This window comes from Cellulomonas sp. FA1, assembly GCF_000986825.1.
In the GTDB taxonomy this organism is placed as follows: domain Bacteria; phylum Actinomycetota; class Actinomycetes; order Actinomycetales; family Cellulomonadaceae; genus Cellulomonas; species Cellulomonas iranensis.
Genome location: NZ_LBMY01000001.1, coordinates 553,921 through 568,895 on the forward strand (window position 1 = coordinate 553,921; position 14,975 = coordinate 568,895).

General features: G+C 75.7%; 12 protein-coding genes. 8 read left to right on the plus strand and 4 right to left on the minus strand.

Going from position 1 to position 14,975, the window contains the following annotated elements; all coding sequences use genetic code 11:
* Nucleotides 1-20 precede the first annotated feature (20 nt).
* Complete coding sequence (locus GY42_RS02450) at nt 21-1,346, minus strand: NAD(P)/FAD-dependent oxidoreductase (protein WP_046528112.1); 1,326 nt, start codon at nt 1,344-1,346, stop codon at nt 21-23.
* A 252-nt stretch (nt 1,347-1,598) separates the two neighbouring features.
* On the opposite strand from GY42_RS02450, the gene GY42_RS02455 reads away from it, so the two are divergent.
* The 3 genes from GY42_RS02455 (at nt 1,599) to GY42_RS02465 (ending at nt 5,176) form a co-directional block, all read left to right on the plus strand.
* On the plus strand, nt 1,599-2,912 hold the full coding sequence (locus GY42_RS02455; RefSeq protein ID WP_046528113.1) for a M50 family metallopeptidase: 1,314 nt from the start codon (nt 1,599-1,601) through the stop codon (nt 2,910-2,912).
* A gap of 145 nt (nt 2,913-3,057) precedes the next feature.
* Entirely contained in the window at nt 3,058-4,194 is a 1,137-nt protein-coding gene (gene ispG / locus GY42_RS02460; protein WP_174524314.1) for a flavodoxin-dependent (E)-4-hydroxy-3-methylbut-2-enyl-diphosphate synthase, read from the plus strand.
* Nucleotides 4,195-4,276: 82 nt separating this feature from the next.
* Nucleotides 4,277-5,176 carry a GNAT family N-acetyltransferase gene (locus tag GY42_RS02465; protein ID WP_046530453.1) on the plus strand — a complete coding sequence of 300 codons (900 nt, stop codon included), beginning with the start codon at nt 4,277-4,279 and terminating at the stop codon, nt 5,174-5,176.
* On the opposite strand, the gene GY42_RS02470 is transcribed toward GY42_RS02465, so the two are convergent.
* Both GY42_RS02470 and GY42_RS02475 read right to left on the minus strand, forming a co-directional pair.
* Nucleotides 5,155-5,631 (minus strand): hypothetical protein, encoded by a 477-nt coding sequence (locus tag GY42_RS02470; RefSeq protein WP_152667206.1) that lies wholly within the window; start codon nt 5,629-5,631, stop codon nt 5,155-5,157. The two genes, GY42_RS02465 and GY42_RS02470, sit on opposite strands and share 22 nt — an antisense overlap.
* Nucleotides 5,632-5,722: 91 nt before the next feature.
* Nucleotides 5,723-6,613, minus strand: a complete 891-nt coding sequence (locus tag GY42_RS02475; protein ID WP_046528116.1) for an Fpg/Nei family DNA glycosylase — start codon at nt 6,611-6,613, stop codon at nt 5,723-5,725.
* A gap of 124 nt (nt 6,614-6,737) precedes the next feature.
* On the opposite strand from GY42_RS02475, the gene GY42_RS02480 reads away from it, so the two are divergent.
* Nucleotides 6,738-8,531, plus strand: a complete 1,794-nt coding sequence (locus tag GY42_RS02480; protein ID WP_046528117.1) for a proline--tRNA ligase — start codon at nt 6,738-6,740, stop codon at nt 8,529-8,531.
* 97 nt (nt 8,532-8,628) lie between these two features.
* On the opposite strand, the gene GY42_RS02485 is transcribed toward GY42_RS02480, so the two are convergent.
* Nucleotides 8,629-9,705 (minus strand): DUF4439 domain-containing protein, encoded by a 1,077-nt coding sequence (locus GY42_RS02485; protein WP_046528118.1) that lies wholly within the window; start codon nt 9,703-9,705, stop codon nt 8,629-8,631.
* A 147-nt stretch (nt 9,706-9,852) separates the two neighbouring features.
* Here GY42_RS02485 and rimP point away from each other — a divergent pair, with 147 nt between their 5' ends.
* From rimP to infB, 4 genes are all read left to right on the plus strand, one after another.
* A complete protein-coding gene (gene rimP / locus GY42_RS02490) occupies nt 9,853-10,422 on the plus strand; it encodes a ribosome maturation factor RimP (RefSeq protein ID WP_046528119.1) in 570 nt (189 codons plus the stop codon).
* A gap of 1 nt (nt 10,423) precedes the next feature.
* Complete coding sequence (gene nusA, locus GY42_RS02495; protein ID WP_046528120.1) at nt 10,424-11,470, plus strand: transcription termination factor NusA; 1,047 nt, start codon at nt 10,424-10,426, stop codon at nt 11,468-11,470.
* 113 nt (nt 11,471-11,583) lie between these two features.
* Nucleotides 11,584-11,940 carry a YlxR family protein gene (locus tag GY42_RS02500; RefSeq protein WP_442856791.1) on the plus strand — a complete coding sequence of 119 codons (357 nt, stop codon included), beginning with the start codon at nt 11,584-11,586 and terminating at the stop codon, nt 11,938-11,940.
* A gap of 70 nt (nt 11,941-12,010) precedes the next feature.
* The gene (gene infB, locus GY42_RS02505) at nt 12,011-14,890 is read left to right on the plus strand and encodes a translation initiation factor IF-2 (RefSeq protein WP_046528122.1); all 2,880 of its coding nucleotides are present in this window, start codon (nt 12,011-12,013) and stop codon (nt 14,888-14,890) included.
* Nucleotides 14,891-14,975 lie beyond the last annotated feature (85 nt).

The window sequence follows — 14,975 nt, forward strand, 5'->3', positions numbered from 1 at the left end:
ACGTCGCCCGTCGCGGCCGCTCATCCCCGGCTCGTGCGCGGGCGTGACGCCGGTTGCTCGGTCCGGTCGGACCGGGCCGCGCGCCACGCCGCTGCGGTCAGCATCGCGGTGGCCGCCGGTCCCGGCGGCCACGCGGGGGACCGGTGCCCGACCCAGGGGAGCCGCGTGAGCGCGCTGCTGGTGCCCGTCAGGAGGTCCGCGAGCGTGCGGCCGGCGAGGTTGGCGAGCGCCGTGCCGTCCTCGGCGTGCCCGTGCGTCCACGCCAGCCCCGCCGCCGGGTCGACGCCCACGGACGCGTACCCGTCGCGTGCGACGTCGAGCGGCCATCGCCACGCGTGCGTCACGGTGCGGGCGGCGAGAGACGGGAACAGGTCCACGAGGGCGGCGCGCAGGCGCGCGTGCGCGCCGGAGGGTGCGGGACCGCCGGCGCGTGCGGTCAGCACGAGGCGGTCGTCCGCGCTGCGGTGGCCGTGGACGGCCCGGCGGGAGGCCACCGAGAACGTCGTGCCGTGCGCCAGCCCGAGCTCGTGCCACACCGGGGCCGGGAGCGGCTCGGTCGCGATCGCGACGGCGTCGGTGGCGGCGCCCGCGCGGCCCGTGCCCGGGACCCCCGGGGGCGTCGCGCCGGTGGCGTGCACGACGTGCCGGAAGCGCACGGTGCCCTGGTCGGTCACGACTGCACGGGGCGACACCCGCAGCACGCGCGTGCGTTCCGCCACGCGGACGCCGCGCTGCTCGACCACGCGCGCGAGGCCGGTGGCGAGCGCGCGCGGCTGCACCCGCGCGGAGTCGGGGGTCCAGGCCGCGGTGCGCGTGCCGGCCGCTCGCAGGTGCGTGCCGGCCTCGTCGGCGTCGAGCGGCTCCACCTCGTCGTCCCAGCGTCGGGCGGACGCGACCGCCTCCGCCAGCCGTGCGGACTGCGCGGGGGTGCGCGCGAGCACGAGGTGACCGCCGTACGCGAAGTCGCAGGCGATCTCCTCGGCGGCCGTCACGCCACCCACCTCGACCACCGTGTCGCGCAGCGCCGCGCGGAGCTCGCGCGCGGTGGCCGCGCCGTAGCGGCTCGCGAGCGTCTCGGTCGCGACCGGGAACCGCGCGGCGCACCACCCGGTGGTCCGGCTGCTGGCGCCCTCCCCGACGGTCGACGCGTCGACGACGAGCACGTCGATCGCCGGGTCGGCCTCGAGCAGGTAGTACGCCGTCCAGAGACCCGTCGCGCCCGCGCCGACGACCACGACGTCCGCGGTCGTGTCACCGTCCAGCGACGCCCGGTGCCTGTCGGCGACCCGTCCGGCGCCGTCCGGGTCGCGGACGTCGGCCCACGGCGGCGCGGCCGCCGCCCTCACCGGTCGCACGTGCGGGGGCGGAGGGGTGCGGCGGGCTCGGGCGTCATGCGGCCGATCGTCGCGCGGCTGCGGACGCGGCACAAGGCGGGGTCCGCGCGTGCCCGCCCGGACCGCCCTCCGAGGTGCGGGTGCCGCTCCGCCGACCAGGCGACTTCCCAGCGGACGTCCAGGTCCGGACCTCACCATGGGTCGGCGCAGACGTACGCTGTGCGCGCAGGGGCGGGCCGCCGGGTCCGCGGGAGGTGGTGTCGCGTGGAGGCCCTGGTCGGGGTGCTCGTGTTCGTCGTCGTGCTGCTCGCGTCGATCGCGCTGCACGAGGTGGGGCACATGGTGCCCGCCAAGCGGTTCGGCGTCCGGGTCAGCCAGTACATGGTCGGCTTCGGGCCGACGCTCTGGTCGCGCACGCGCGGCGAGACCGAGTACGGCGTCAAGGCGCTGCCGCTCGGCGGCTACGTCCGCCTCGTCGGCATGTACCCCACCGACGCCGCCGTGGGCGCGCGCGAGCCGCGCAACTGGTTCCAGCGCGTCGCGGCGGACGCGCGCGCCGCGAGCGCCGACGAGATCCACCCCGGTGAGGACCACCGCGCGTTCTACCGGCTGTCCACCCCCAAGAAGCTCGTCGTCATGCTCGGCGGGCCGGTGATGAACCTGTTCATCGCGGTCGTGCTGCTCGTCGTCGCCTACGTGGGCATCGGTGTGCCGACCGCGAGCACGACCGTCGCGACCGTGTCGCAGTGCATCGTCGCCGCCGACGCGCCCGCGGGCACGACGTGCGCCGACGACGACCCGGCCGCGCCGGCCGCGGCGGCGGGCCTCGAGCCGGGCGACCGCATCGTGTCCTACGACGGCGTCGCGGTGTCCTCGTGGGCGCAGGTCAGCGGTCTCATCCGGGACACGACGGACCGTGCCGTGCCGATCGTCGTCGAGCGCGACGGTCGCGAGGTCGAGCTGACCGCGACACCGGTCGTCGCGGACCGTCCCGTCGTCGACGACGACGGTCTCGTCGTGACCGACGCGGCCGGGAAGCCCGTCCTGCGGCCGGTCGGCTTCCTGGGGATCTCGCCCGCGAACGAGATCGAGCGCCAGCCGCTGGGGGAGGCGTTCGCGGTCGCCGCCGACGGCACGTGGCAGACCATGAAGGTGGTCGTGACCCTCCCGCAGCGCATCGTCGACCTCGTCTCGACGACCGTCTCCGGGGGCGAGCGCGACCAGACGTCGATCGTCGGCCCCGTCGGGATCGGCCGGTTCGCGGGCGAGATCGCGTCGATGGACTCCGAGCCCGTCGCGGTGCGCGCCGCGGGCCTGCTGTCGACGCTCGCGATGCTCAACCTCGCGCTGTTCGTGTTCAACCTGCTGCCGCTGCCGCCGCTGGACGGCGGTCACGTCGTGACCGCGCTGTGGGAGGGTGCGCGTCGGCAGGTCGCCCGCGTGCGGGGCGCGTCGCGGCCCCGACCGTCCGACTCGGCGCGGCTGGTCCCGCTCGCGTACACGGTGTTCGTGCTGCTGGGCGGCGTCGGGCTGCTGCTCGTGTACCTGGACATCGTCAACCCCGTCCGGCTCGGCTGAGCGGGCTCCTCGCCGAGCACGGGGCGCACCACGTGGACGTCCCGTGTCGGCCCCGTGCACGTGCTGCCGCACGGCACCGCACGACAGCGCCCGGGAGCCCGGGGGATGGGATGATGGACACGTGAGCACACCGATCAGCCTCGGCATGCCGCAGGCGCCAGTCCCCGTGCTGGCCCCGCGGCGCGCGTCCCGCAAGATCCGCGTCGGCAAGGTCGAGGTCGGCGGTGACGCCCCCGTCTCGGTCCAGTCGATGACGACGACCCCGACGACCGACGTCAACCGGACGCTCCAGCAGATCGCGGAGCTCACGGCCGCGGGCTGCGACATCGTGCGCGTCGCGGTGCCGAGCCAGGACGACGCCGAGGCGCTGCCGGCCATCGCACGCAAGTCCCAGATCCCCGTCATCGCGGACATCCACTTCCAGCCGAAGTACGTGTTCGCGGCCATCGACGCGGGCTGCGCCGCGGTGCGCGTCAACCCGGGCAACATCCGGAAGTTCGACGACCAGGTCAAGGAGATCGCGCAGGCGGCCACCGACGCGGGCGTCTCGATCCGCATCGGCGTCAACGCCGGTTCGCTCGACCCGCGCCTGCTCGCGAAGTACGGCAAGGCGACGCCCGAGGCGCTCGTCGAGTCCGCCGTGTGGGAGGCGTCGCTGTTCGAGGAGCACGGGTTCCGGGACTTCAAGATCAGCGTCAAGCACAACGACCCGGTGGTGATGGTCCGGGCCTACGAGCTGCTCGCCGAGCGCGGCGACTGGCCGCTGCACCTCGGCGTCACCGAGGCCGGCCCCGCGTTCCAGGGCACGATCAAGTCGGCGACGGCGTTCGGCGCGCTGCTGAGCAAGGGCATCGGCGACACCATCCGCGTGTCGCTGTCCGCGCCTCCGGTCGAGGAGGTCAAGGTCGGCATCCAGATCCTGCAGTCGCTCAACCTGCGCCCGCGCAAGCTGGAGATCGTGTCCTGCCCGTCGTGCGGTCGCGCGCAGGTCGACGTCTACACGCTCGCGGAGAAGGTCACGGCGGGACTCGAGGGCATGGAGGTGCCGCTGCGCGTGGCCGTCATGGGCTGCGTCGTCAACGGGCCGGGCGAGGCGCGCGAGGCCGACCTGGGCGTGGCGTCGGGCAACGGCAAGGGGCAGATCTTCGTCAAGGGCGAGGTCATCAAGACCGTGCCTGAGGCGATGATCGTCGAGACGCTCATCGAGGAGGCCATGCGCCTCGCCGAGACGATGGACCCGGTGGAGTCGGGCGACGGCTCGCCCGTCGTCACCGTCGGGTGACGACCCGCGGGGCGTGCGCGTGACCGTCGGCGACGGTGGGCCGGACGCCGCGCCGGGGTGTGACGTGGTGCACAATCAGGGCATGGTGGCTCCGCGTGCGACGGCGCTCGGCGGGCGGACCGGTGCGGTCGTGCTCGCGGACGCCGACGTGCCCGCGGCGCTCGCCGTGTGCGCGGTCGACCCCGTCGCGTCGGTGCTCGCCTCGAGCAGGCTCCTGCAGGCCGCGGAGCAGGGCGTGCGCCGCGCCGGCGGCGAGCTCTGGGGGTACGCCGAGGACGGTGCGCTGCACGCCGTCTGCTGGGTCGGCGCGAACCTCGTGCCGGTCCTCGGCACGTCCGACCCCGACGTCGTGTCGCGTGCGCTGACGGCGTTCGCCGACCTGGGTGCCGCACGCGGCCGACGCTGCTCGTCGATCGTGGGGGCCGCCGAGCCCGTGCTCGGGCTCTGGTCGCGGCTGCGTCGCTCCTGGCCGGCCGAGCGCGAGGTGCGGGCCCACCAGCCGTCGATGGTCCTCGACACCGACCCGCGCGTCGCCCCGGACCCGCGCGTGCGCCGCTCCCGGCCCGACGAGTACGACCTCGTGCTGCCCGCCTGCGTGCGGATGTTCACCGAGGAGGTCGGCTACTCGCCCGCCAGCGGACCCGGCGGCCCGTACGAGGTGCGGGTGCGCCGGCTCGTCGAGGAGGGACGCTCGTTCGTGCTCGTCGACCGCGGCACGTGGCGCCGCCCGCGGGTCGTGTTCAAGGCCGAGGTGCCCGCGGTCGCGCTGGGCGTCGCGCAGGTGCAGGGCGTGTGGGTGGAGCCCGAGCGACGCGGCGAGCGGCTCTCGGAGGGCGGCATGGCGGCGGTCGTCGAGGCGACGCGCGCCGACGTCGCGCCCGTCGTGTCGCTGTACGTCAACGGCTACAACACGCGCGCCGTGCGCGCCTACGAGGCCGTCGGGTTCCGCGAGGTCGGTGCCTACGCGACCGTGCTGTTCTGACGCTTCGTGCCGTTGTTGCGGCCGGCCGCACCCTCGGGTGTCCGCAGCGGCGTCAGCAGGACGACGCCGGGGTCAGGCGTGACCGGCCGTAGCTGCCACCAGCGCAGCAGCGCGGTGCTGAGCGCACCGGCGAGCACGGCGACGGCCACGGCGAGCGCGAGGGCGTCCGCGGCGAGCGAGCGGGCGAGGAGCGACGCCCCGGCGCACAGCGCGACCTGCGCGACGACGAGGGCGACGCCGCCGACCGTGGTGCCCACGGGTCCGCCGTCGACGCGACGACGCCAGGCCAGGTGGCTGCCGGCCGAAACGAAGCCCGTGAGAAGCAGCAGGGCCCACGCCGCGACGCCGTGACCCAGCGCCAGGAGGATCTGCGAGACGACGAGGAGCGCGAGCGTGACGCCCGCGACCACCGCGAAGCGGGCGGGCAGCGCGCGGTCGCGCACGATGGTGCTCACGGCGACCACGCTAGCCGCGCGGACGTCGACGCCGTGGCGGTTCCGTGATCCGGCTGCGGACGACCGTCGGGTGCGTCCGCGGGCCGCGGGGTCAGCGCAGGAGGCGCGACATGCGCCGGTCCGCCAACGGCTTGCCGCCCGTCTGGCACGTGGGGCAGTACTGCAGCGAGGAGTCCGCGAACGACACCTCGTGCACGGTGTCGCCGCACGGCGTCCCGTCCCACCCCGGGCACGGCTCGCCCGTGCGGCCGTGCACGCGCATCCCGCGCCGCTTGGCGTCCTTGAGCTCGGCCGCAGGGCGACCCGACGCCGTCGTGACCGCCTCGGTGAGGACGGAGCGGATCGCGTCGTGGAGCGTCGCGGTGCGGGCCGCGTCGTACGACCGGGTCGGCGCGAACGGGCTCGTGCGTGCCACCAGCAGGATCTCGTCGGAGTAGGCGTTGCCGATGCCGGCGATGGTCCCCTGGTCGCGCAGCAGACCCTTGACCTGCTGGTTGCGCGCCGCGAGCAGCTCGGCCAGCCGCTCGCGCGTGAACGCGTCGGACAACGGCTCGACGCCGAGCGTCGCGATCGGCGGCACGTCGCGCGGATCGGCCACGACGTGCACCGCCAGCCGCTTGCGCGTCCCGGCCTCCGTCAGGTCGAAGCCCGCGCCGTCGTCGAACCCGACGCGCAGCGCGATCGGCGACTTGCCCGGCCGTGCGGGGCGCTCGGGCAGCGCGTCGTACCAGCGCAGCCAGCCCGCGCGCGCGAGGTGCCACACGAGGTGCAGCTCGCCGTCCGCAGGGGTGGCCATCGCGAGGTCGAGCCACTTGCCGTGGCGCTGCACGCCCGTCACGGTGCCGTCGCGCAGCGCGGCCGGCGCGGGCCGGAACGTCTTGAGCGCGCTGATCGCGGCGACCTCGACACGCGTCACGACGCGTCCCACCGTGCGCTCGCGCAGGTACTGCGCGAGCGCCTCCACCTCGGGCAGCTCCGGCACCCGGGCATCCTCCCACCGACGAGGCCGCCACGGACAGGGCGCGGACGGGGCCCGGGCGGGGGAGCGGTCGGGCAGCGGTCGGCGCGTGCGTGCGGCGGCGGCGCGGCGCACTAGGCTCCTGGGCATGCTCCTGCGCATGTCCACGCTGTTCGTCCGCACGCTGCGTGAGGACCCCGCCGACGCCGAGGTGGCCAGCCACAAGCTGCTCGTGCGCGCGGGGTACATCCGCCGCGCCGCCCCCGGCATCTACACCTGGCTCCCGCTGGGCCTGCGCGTGCTCGCGAAGGTCGAGCAGGTCGTCCGCGAGGAGATGGCGGCGATCGGTGCGCAGGAGGTGCACTTCCCGGCGCTGCTGCCCAAGGAGCCGTACGAGGCGACGGGACGCTGGGAGGAGTACGGGCCGAACATCTTCCGGCTCAAGGACCGGCGCGGCGGCGACTACCTGCTCGCCCCCACGCACGAGGAGATGTTCACGCTCCTGGTCAAGGACCTGTACTCGTCGTACAAGGACCTGCCCCTCGCGCTCTACCAGATCCAGACGAAGTACCGCGACGAGGCACGTCCGCGCGCCGGTCTCATCCGCGGGCGCGAGTTCGTCATGAAGGACGCGTACTCGTTCGACGTCGACGACGCGGGGCTCGCCGCCTCCTACGAGGCGCAGCGCGGCGCGTACCGGCGGATCTTCGAGCGGCTCGGGCTCGAGTACGTCATCGTCGCCGCCACGTCGGGCGCGATGGGCGGCTCGCGGTCGGAGGAGTTCCTCACGCCGACGGCCATCGGCGAGGACACGTTCGTGCGCTCTCCCGGCGGGTACGCCGCGAACGTCGAGGCCGTGACGACGGTCGTGCCGGACGCGCTCGACTGGTCCGCCGCGCCCGCCGCGCACGTCGAGGACACGCCGGACACGCCCACGATCGACTCGCTCGTCGCGCTCGCGAACGAGCGCTTCCCGCGTCCCGACCGCGCCTGGACCGCCGCCGACACGCTCAAGAACGTCGTCCTCGCGCTCGTGCACCCCACGGGGGAGCGCGAGCTGCTCGTCGTGGGCCTGCCCGGCGACCGCGAGGTCGACCTCAAGCGCCTCGAGGCCGCCGTGGCTCCCGCCGAGGTCGAGCCCGCCGGGGACGCCGACTTCGCGGCGCACCCCGAGCTCGTCCGCGGCTACATCGGCCCGCGTGCGCTCGGCCCGAACGTGCCGGTCGCCGAGGGCGCCGAGCGCACGGCCGTGCGGTACCTGCTCGACCCGCGCGTCGTGCCCGGCACGCGCTGGATCACCGGGGCCGACGCCGCGGGCCGGCACGTGTTCGACCTCGTCGCCGGCCGCGACTTCACGGCCGACGGCACCGTCGAGGCCGCCGAGGTGCGCGCGGGCGACCCGGCCCCCGACGGCTCGGGGCCCCTCGAGCTCGCGCGCGGCATCGAGATCGGCCACATCTTCCAGCTCGGGCGCAAGTACGCCGAGGCGCTCGGCCTCACGGTGCTCGACCAGAACGGCAAGTCGCAGGTCGTCACCATGGGGTCCTACGGCATCGGGGTCACGCGCGTCCTCGCGGCGCTCGCCGAGGCGAACCACGACGAGCGCGGCCTCGCGTGGCCGGCCGACGTCGCGCCCGCTCACGTGCACGTCGTCGCGACCGGCAAGGACGAGGCCGTGCTCGAGGCCGCGTCGTCGCTCGCCGAGACGCTCGCGGCGCGCGGCGTCGAGGTGCTCTACGACGACCGTCCGAAGGTCTCGCCGGGCGTGAAGTTCGCCGACGCGGAGCTGCTCGGCGTGCCGCTCGTGGTCGTGGTCGGCCGCGGCCTGGCCGACGGCGTGGTCGAGGTGCGCCCGCGCGCGGGCGGCACGGCGGAGCAGGTGCCGGTCGGCACCGCCGCCGACCGGGTCGCCGAGCTCGTGGACGAGCTGCTCGCGGGCTGAGCCCGGCACCGTCGCCGCACGAGGGGCACCCGCGTCGCGCGGGTGCCCCTCGGCGTCGTCCGGACGGCGCGCCGGGGCGCGCGTGCGGACGGGTCCGTCAGCCGACCGGCGTCGTCGCGAGCTCGGCCATGCCGGGGAACGGCACGGCGGCCGCACCCGCGGCCGTCGCGGCGCCGGTCGCCTCGCGCAGGCAGGTCAGCGCGTCGTCGCGCGCGCCCGGCGCCGCCGTCGCGACCGCCGCGGCGCACGCGTCCGCGACGGCCTGCTCGAGCGTGCGGGGCAGCGCGTCGGCGACCGCGGGGTCGTCGAGCGCCGCCGGCAGCGCGTAGGCCGCGCGGCGCGGGTCGGTCGGTCGTCCCGCCACTCCTGCGGCTGCGGCCCACCTGTCCGAGGCCGCCTCGTGGCGTGCCGCGGCGGCGAGCAGCGCCGCGCGGCGGTCGTCCGCCGCGCGCGCCGCGAGCACCGTGAACGTCCACGCGGCCTCGTCGTGCGCGAGCGCGACCGCGGCGGCCTCCGGGACGTCGTCGGGTGCCGGTGAGGTCGCGTCGTCGGGAGCGTCGGTGGCCGGCGCGGACGCGTCAGGTGCGGCGGCGGGCTCCGCGTCGTCGTCCGTCGCGGGCGCGCGGTCGGGGCGGGGGAGCCCGGCCGCGGCCGCGAGCCGGTCGGTGAACGCGTCCCGCGCGACCGCGACCGACCCGACCAGGCGCGCCAGCGCGCCGTCCGGGACCGCGTCGGCGTCCCGCGTCGCGGCGTCGGCGTCGGCCGACAGCGCCGTCAGCAGGGTCGCGACGTCCGCGGGGAGCTCAGGCGCCGGGGTGGGCGTCGCGGCGGGCGACGGGTCCGGCAGCCCCGACTCGTACACGCCGCCGAGCTCCTCGGCGTGCCGCGTCGAGAAGGCGGCGACGTCGTCGAGCACGGGCCGCACGGCCTCGTCGACGCCCTGCGCCGAGAGCGCCGCGGCCGCCGAGGCCAGTGCGAGCGCGTCGTCGACCGTGCGCGCGCGGACCTGCTCGGTCGCGTCGGGCGTCGGCTCGGCCGGCGGCGGCGTCTCGAGGCGCAGGCCGCACCCGGCCAGCGCGAGGGCGCCGGCGAGCAGCAGCGCGGCGGCGCGGGTCGGGCGGGCCGCGCGGGCGCGGTGCCGCGGCGCGGACGGGACGGGGGCGGACGGGTGCATCGGGCGCGATCCTGCCACGTGACGCCGTGACCGACGCGGCACCGGTGCGCGTCGGCCGCGCGCGTCGGGAGTCGTTAGGCTGGTGGGACAACGTCACAGGGTCGCCGCCTGCGCCCCGCAGCAGGAGAGCCGACAGGAGGCCGCGTCATGGTCGCGCCAGGGACCGCACCGCGTGTGCGGGAGGTCGTCGAGGCCGCCGTGACCGGGGCAGGTCTGCTGCTCGACGACCTCGAGGTCGCCCGCAGCGGCGGTCGCACGGTCGTCCGCGTGGTCGTGGACCTCGCCGAGGACGACCCCGGCGCGCTCGACCTGGACCGTGTGGGTGACGTCACGCAGGTGGTGTCGGACGCGCTCGACGCGGTCGACGTCGTGCCCGGCGTGTACACGCTCGAGGTCGGCAGCCCCGGTGCCGAGCGGCCGCTCACGGCCGCGCGCCACTGGCGCCGCGCGCTGGGGCGCACGGTGGTCGTGCGCACGGTCGACGGGCGCAGCGTGACCGGGCGGCTCGACGACGTCGCCGCGGGCGACGCGCCCGCGGTCGTCGTGGTCCCGGTGACGGTGCCCGGCAAGGGCCGCAGGCCCGTCGAGGGTGCACCCGTGACGTTGGCATGGCAGGACGTGCGCGACGCACGTGTGCAGGTGGACCTCGCCGCGGTGCGCGACGACGAGTCCGACGAGGACGCCGGCCGGCACGACGCCGGCGCAGTGAGGGGCTGACGTGGACATCGACATGCAGGCGCTGCGACTCATCGAGCGCGAGCGCGAGATCAGCCTCGACGTGCTGGTGGAGGCGATCGAGCAGGCGCTGCTCTCGGCCTACCACCGCACGCCCGGTGCGCAGCAGCGGGCGCGCGTCGAGGTGGATCGCCGCACGGGGCACGTGACCGTGTGGGCGCGCGACCCGCGCGACCCCGACGCGCCCGAGGACGCCCCCGAGCCGCCCGAGTACGAGGACACGCCCGCGGGCTTCGGGCGCATCGCGACGTCCACCGCGCGCCAGGTCATCGTCCAGCGGCTGCGCGACGCCGAGGACGACCAGGTGCTCGGGCAGTTCCGGGGCAAGGCGGGCGAGGTGCTCGGCGGCGTCATCCAGCAGGGACGCGACCCGCGCACGGTCCTCGTGGACGTCGGCGGGGTCGAGGCCGTGCTGCCGCAGCACGAGCAGGTGCCGGGCGAGCGCTACGTGCACGGCGAGCGCCTGCGCGGCTTCGTGCTCGACGTCGCGCGCGGGCCCCGCGGGCCGCAGATCACGCTGTCCCGCACGCACCCCAACCTCGTGCGCAAGCTGTTCGCGCTCGAGGTCCCCGAGATCGCGGACGGCACCGTGGAGATCACGGCGATGGCGCGCGAGGCCGGCCACCGCACCAAGATGGCCGTCCGGGCCAACGTCGCCGGCGTCAACGCCAAGGGCGCGTGCATCGGCCCGATGGGCGGCCGCGTGCGCGCCGTCATGGCCGAGCTGCACGGCGAGAAGATCGACATCGTCGACCACTCCGACGACCCCGCCGAGATGATCGCGCACGCGCTGTCGCCGGCACGTGTGCTCGACGTCACGGTCGTGGACCGGGACGCGAAGGCGGCACGCGTCGTCGTCCCCGACTACCAGCTGTCGCTCGCGATCGGCAAGGAGGGGCAGAACGCCCGTCTCGCGGCCAAGCTCACCGGCTGGCGGATCGACATCCGGTCCGACGCCGAGACGCCCGCCGCGGGGGCCGACGCGCCGTCCGACGGCCCGGCCGCGGGGGCGCCCGGTCACGTCCGGTGACCCGGCGCGGTAGACTCTCCGAGGCTGGGCCGGACGCCCGGCACTCCTCGCCGTCCAGGCGGACCCCAGATCCCGCACCTCCCGTGCCCGAACCGGGGCCTGTCCGCACGTGCGTGGGGTGCCGACAGACCGGCCCCAGGTCGGTCCTGCTGAGGGTGGTGCTGGCCGACGCCGGGACGGGTACGCCCGTGCTGGTCGTCGACGAGCGTCGCCGGATGCCGGGCCGGGGTGCGTGGCTGCACCCCGACCAGCGGTGCCTCGAGCTCGCCGTGAAGCGGCGGGCGTTCGGACGCGCGTTGCGCGACCCGGGCCCCTGGGGAACCGAGGACGTGGCACGCGCCGTCGCGCGGGCCACGGAGCAGGACCAGCCACAGCACAGCACCACGGTGCCGGGGACCGACCCCGGTGCCGACCGTCGACAGGGAAGCGGGTTGGAAGCCGATGGCGACCCGATGAGCACGCACCGATGAGTACCCAGCGATGAGTACCCGGCACTAACGACGGTCCACCCTGTCCGGGGCGGACCAGGACAGGAGAGATGTGGCCAAGGTCCGCGTCTACGAGCTCGCCAAGGAGCTCGGAGTCGACAGCAAGACCCTCATGACCAAGCTGAACGAGCTCGGTGAGTTCGTCCGCTCGGCGTCCTCGACGATCGAGCCGCCCGTGGTGCGCAAGCTGCGCGACACGTACCCCGCCGCCGGCGGTGGACGTGGCGGCTCGTCGCGCCCGGCCGCGCCCAAGCCCGCCGCGGCGACGCCCGCGCCGGCACGCCCGTCGGCACCGGCGGCCCCCGCGGCCGAGGCACCGGCTGCCCCGGCCCCGGCCGCTCCCGCGGCGCCCGCTCCGGCGGCTCCCGCTGCGCCCGCCGCCCAGGCGCCCGCCGCGGCCGCCCCGGCCCCGGCGCCGGCGCCCGCCGCTCGACCCGCCCCGGCCACGCCGGGTGCGCGTCCCGCGCCGCAGGCACCCGCCGCGCGCCCCGGGGCGTCGCGTCCCGCGCAGGGCGGCGGTGCCTCCGGCGGCGCCCGCCCGGGTGCGCCGCGTCCCGCGGCACGCCCCGGCAACAACCCGTTCGCGCCGTCGCAGGGCATGCCCCGCGGCGGGGACCGCTCCGGCGGCCCGCGCCCCGGTGGCCCGCGCCCGGGCAACAACCCGTTCGCGTCCTCGCAGGGCATGCCGCGTCCCGGTGACCGGCGTCCCGCCGAGGGTGCACCGGCCGCGGCCGCGGGCGAGCGTCCCGGCGGTCCCCGTCCGGGCGGTCCGCGTCCCGGCGGTCCGCGCCCCAACCCGGGCATGATGCCCGGCCGCACCCAGAGCGGTGTCGGTCGCCCCGGTGAGCGCCCCGCGGGCGCCGGCCGCGGTGGTCCCGGCGGCGGTCGTGGTGGCTTCGGCGGCGGCGGTCGTCCCGGTGGCGCCCCCGGCGGCGGTGGCGGCTTCGCCGGCCGTCCCGGTGGCGGCGGTCGTCCCGGCGGCGCCGGTCGCGGCTCGACGCAGGGCGCGTTCGGTCGCGCGGGCGGTCGCCCCGTCCGCGGGCGGAAGTCGAAGCGGGCGAAGCGCCAGGAGTTCGAGGCCATGCAGGCCCCGTCGCTCGGTGGCGTCAGCGTCCCGCGCGGCAACGGCAAGACCGTCATCCGCCTGCGTCACGGCTCGTCGCTCAACGACTTCGCCGACAAGATCGACGCGAACCCCGCCGCGCTCGTCACGGTGCTGTTCCACCTCGGTGAGATGGCGACCGCGACGCAGTCGCTCGACGAGGACACGTTCGGCACGCTCGCGGCCGAGCTCGGCTACGTCATCGAGATGGTGTCGGCCGAGGAGGAGGACCGCGAGCTGCTCGGGTCCTTCGACATCGACCTCGACGCCGAGCTCGAGGCCGAGGGCGACGAGGACCTCGCACCGCGACCCCCCGTGGTCACGGTCATGGGTCACGTCGACCACGGAAAGACCAAGCTCCTCGACGCCATCCGGTCCACGGACGTCGTCGCGGGCGAGGCCGGCGGCATCACGCAGCACATCGGCGCCTACCAGGTGCGTGCCGCGCACGAGGGCCAGGAGCGGGCCATCACGTTCATCGACACCCCGGGTCACGAGGCGTTCACCGCCATGCGTGCCCGTGGTGCGCAGGTCACGGACATCGCGATCCTCGTGGTCGCGGCGGACGACGGCGTGATGCCCCAGACCATCGAGGCCCTCAACCACGCGCAGGCGGCCAACGTGCCGATCGTCGTGGCGGTCAACAAGGTGGACAAGGAGTCGGCCAACCCCGACAAGATCCGCCAGCAGCTGACCGAGTACAACCTCGTGGCCGAGGAGTACGGCGGCGACACGATGTTCGTCAACGTCTCGGCGAAGCAGCGCATGGGCATCGACGAGCTGCTCGAGGCCGTCCTGCTCACCGCCGACGCGTCGCTCGACCTGCGGGCCAACCCCGACAAGGACGCGCGAGGCGTCGCCATCGAGGCGAACCTCGACAAGGGCCGCGGTGCGGTCGCGACCGTCCTGGTCCAGTCCGGCACGCTGCACGTCGGTGACGCGATCGTCGCCGGCACGGCCCACGGCCGTGTCCGCGCGATGTTCGACGAGCACGGCGAGACCGTCACCGAGGCGGGCCCGGCACGTCCGGTCCAGGTCCTGGGTCTCGCGTCGGTGCCGAGCGCGGGCGACACGTTCCTCGTGGCGCCCGACGAGCGGACCGCACGGCAGATCGCCGAGAAGCGCGAGGCGGCCGAGCGTGCCGCCCTCCTGGCCAAGCGTCGCAAGCGCATCAGCCTCGAGGACTTCACGCAGGCGCTCCAGCAGGGCAAGGTCGAGACCCTCAACCTCGTCCTCAAGGGCGACGTCTCGGGTGCCGTCGAGGCCCTCGAGGACGCGCTGCTCAAGATCGACGTCGGCGACGAGGTCGACCTGCGCGTCATCCACCGCGGTGTGGGTGCCATCACGCAGAACGACGTCAACCTCGCCACGGTCGACAACGCGATCATCATCGGCTTCAACGTGAAGTTCGCGGAGCGCGTCGAGGAGCTGGCCGACCGCGAGGGCGTCGACGTGCGCTTCTACTCGGTCATCTACCAGGCGATCGACGACGTCGAGGCGGCCCTCAAGGGCATGCTCAAGCCGGAGTACGAGGAGGTGCAGCTCGGTACCGCCGAGGTGCGCGAGGTGTTCCGCTCCTCCAAGTTCGGCAACATCGCCGGTTCGCTCGTCCGCTCGGGCGAGATCCGTCGCAACACCAAGGCGCGCGTCCTGCGCGGCGGCAAGGTCGTGGGGGACAACCTCACCATCGAGTCGCTCAAGCGGTTCAAGGACGACGCGACCGAGGTCCGCGAGGGCTTCGAGTGCGGTATCGGTCTCGGGTCGTTCAACGACCTGCAGGTCGACGACGTCATCGAGACGTGGGAGATGCGGGAGAAGCCGCGTTCGTGAGGTTCGTTGCCCGGGGGTGAGCGTCGCGCTCGCCCCCGGGCGGCCTCCGGGAGGGGTGCGGCGGGCCTACCGCGGGCCTGGCGGC

Bases quoted from the DNA above. Each gene is read 5' to 3' on its own strand.
- rimP (WP_046528119.1), top strand. From the start codon at position 9,853: ATGGTCGCGCCAGGGACCGCACCGCGTGTGCGGGAGGTCGTCGAGGCC.
- GY42_RS02465 (WP_046530453.1), top strand. From the start codon at position 4,277: ATGGTGGCTCCGCGTGCGACGGCGCTCGGCGGGCGGACCGGTGCGGTC.
- GY42_RS02485 (WP_046528118.1), bottom strand. From the start codon at position 9,705: ATGCACCCGTCCGCCCCCGTCCCGTCCGCGCCGCGGCACCGCGCCCGC.
- GY42_RS02480 (WP_046528117.1), top strand. From the start codon at position 6,738: ATGCTCCTGCGCATGTCCACGCTGTTCGTCCGCACGCTGCGTGAGGAC.
- ispG (WP_174524314.1), top strand. From the start codon at position 3,058: ATGCCGCAGGCGCCAGTCCCCGTGCTGGCCCCGCGGCGCGCGTCCCGC.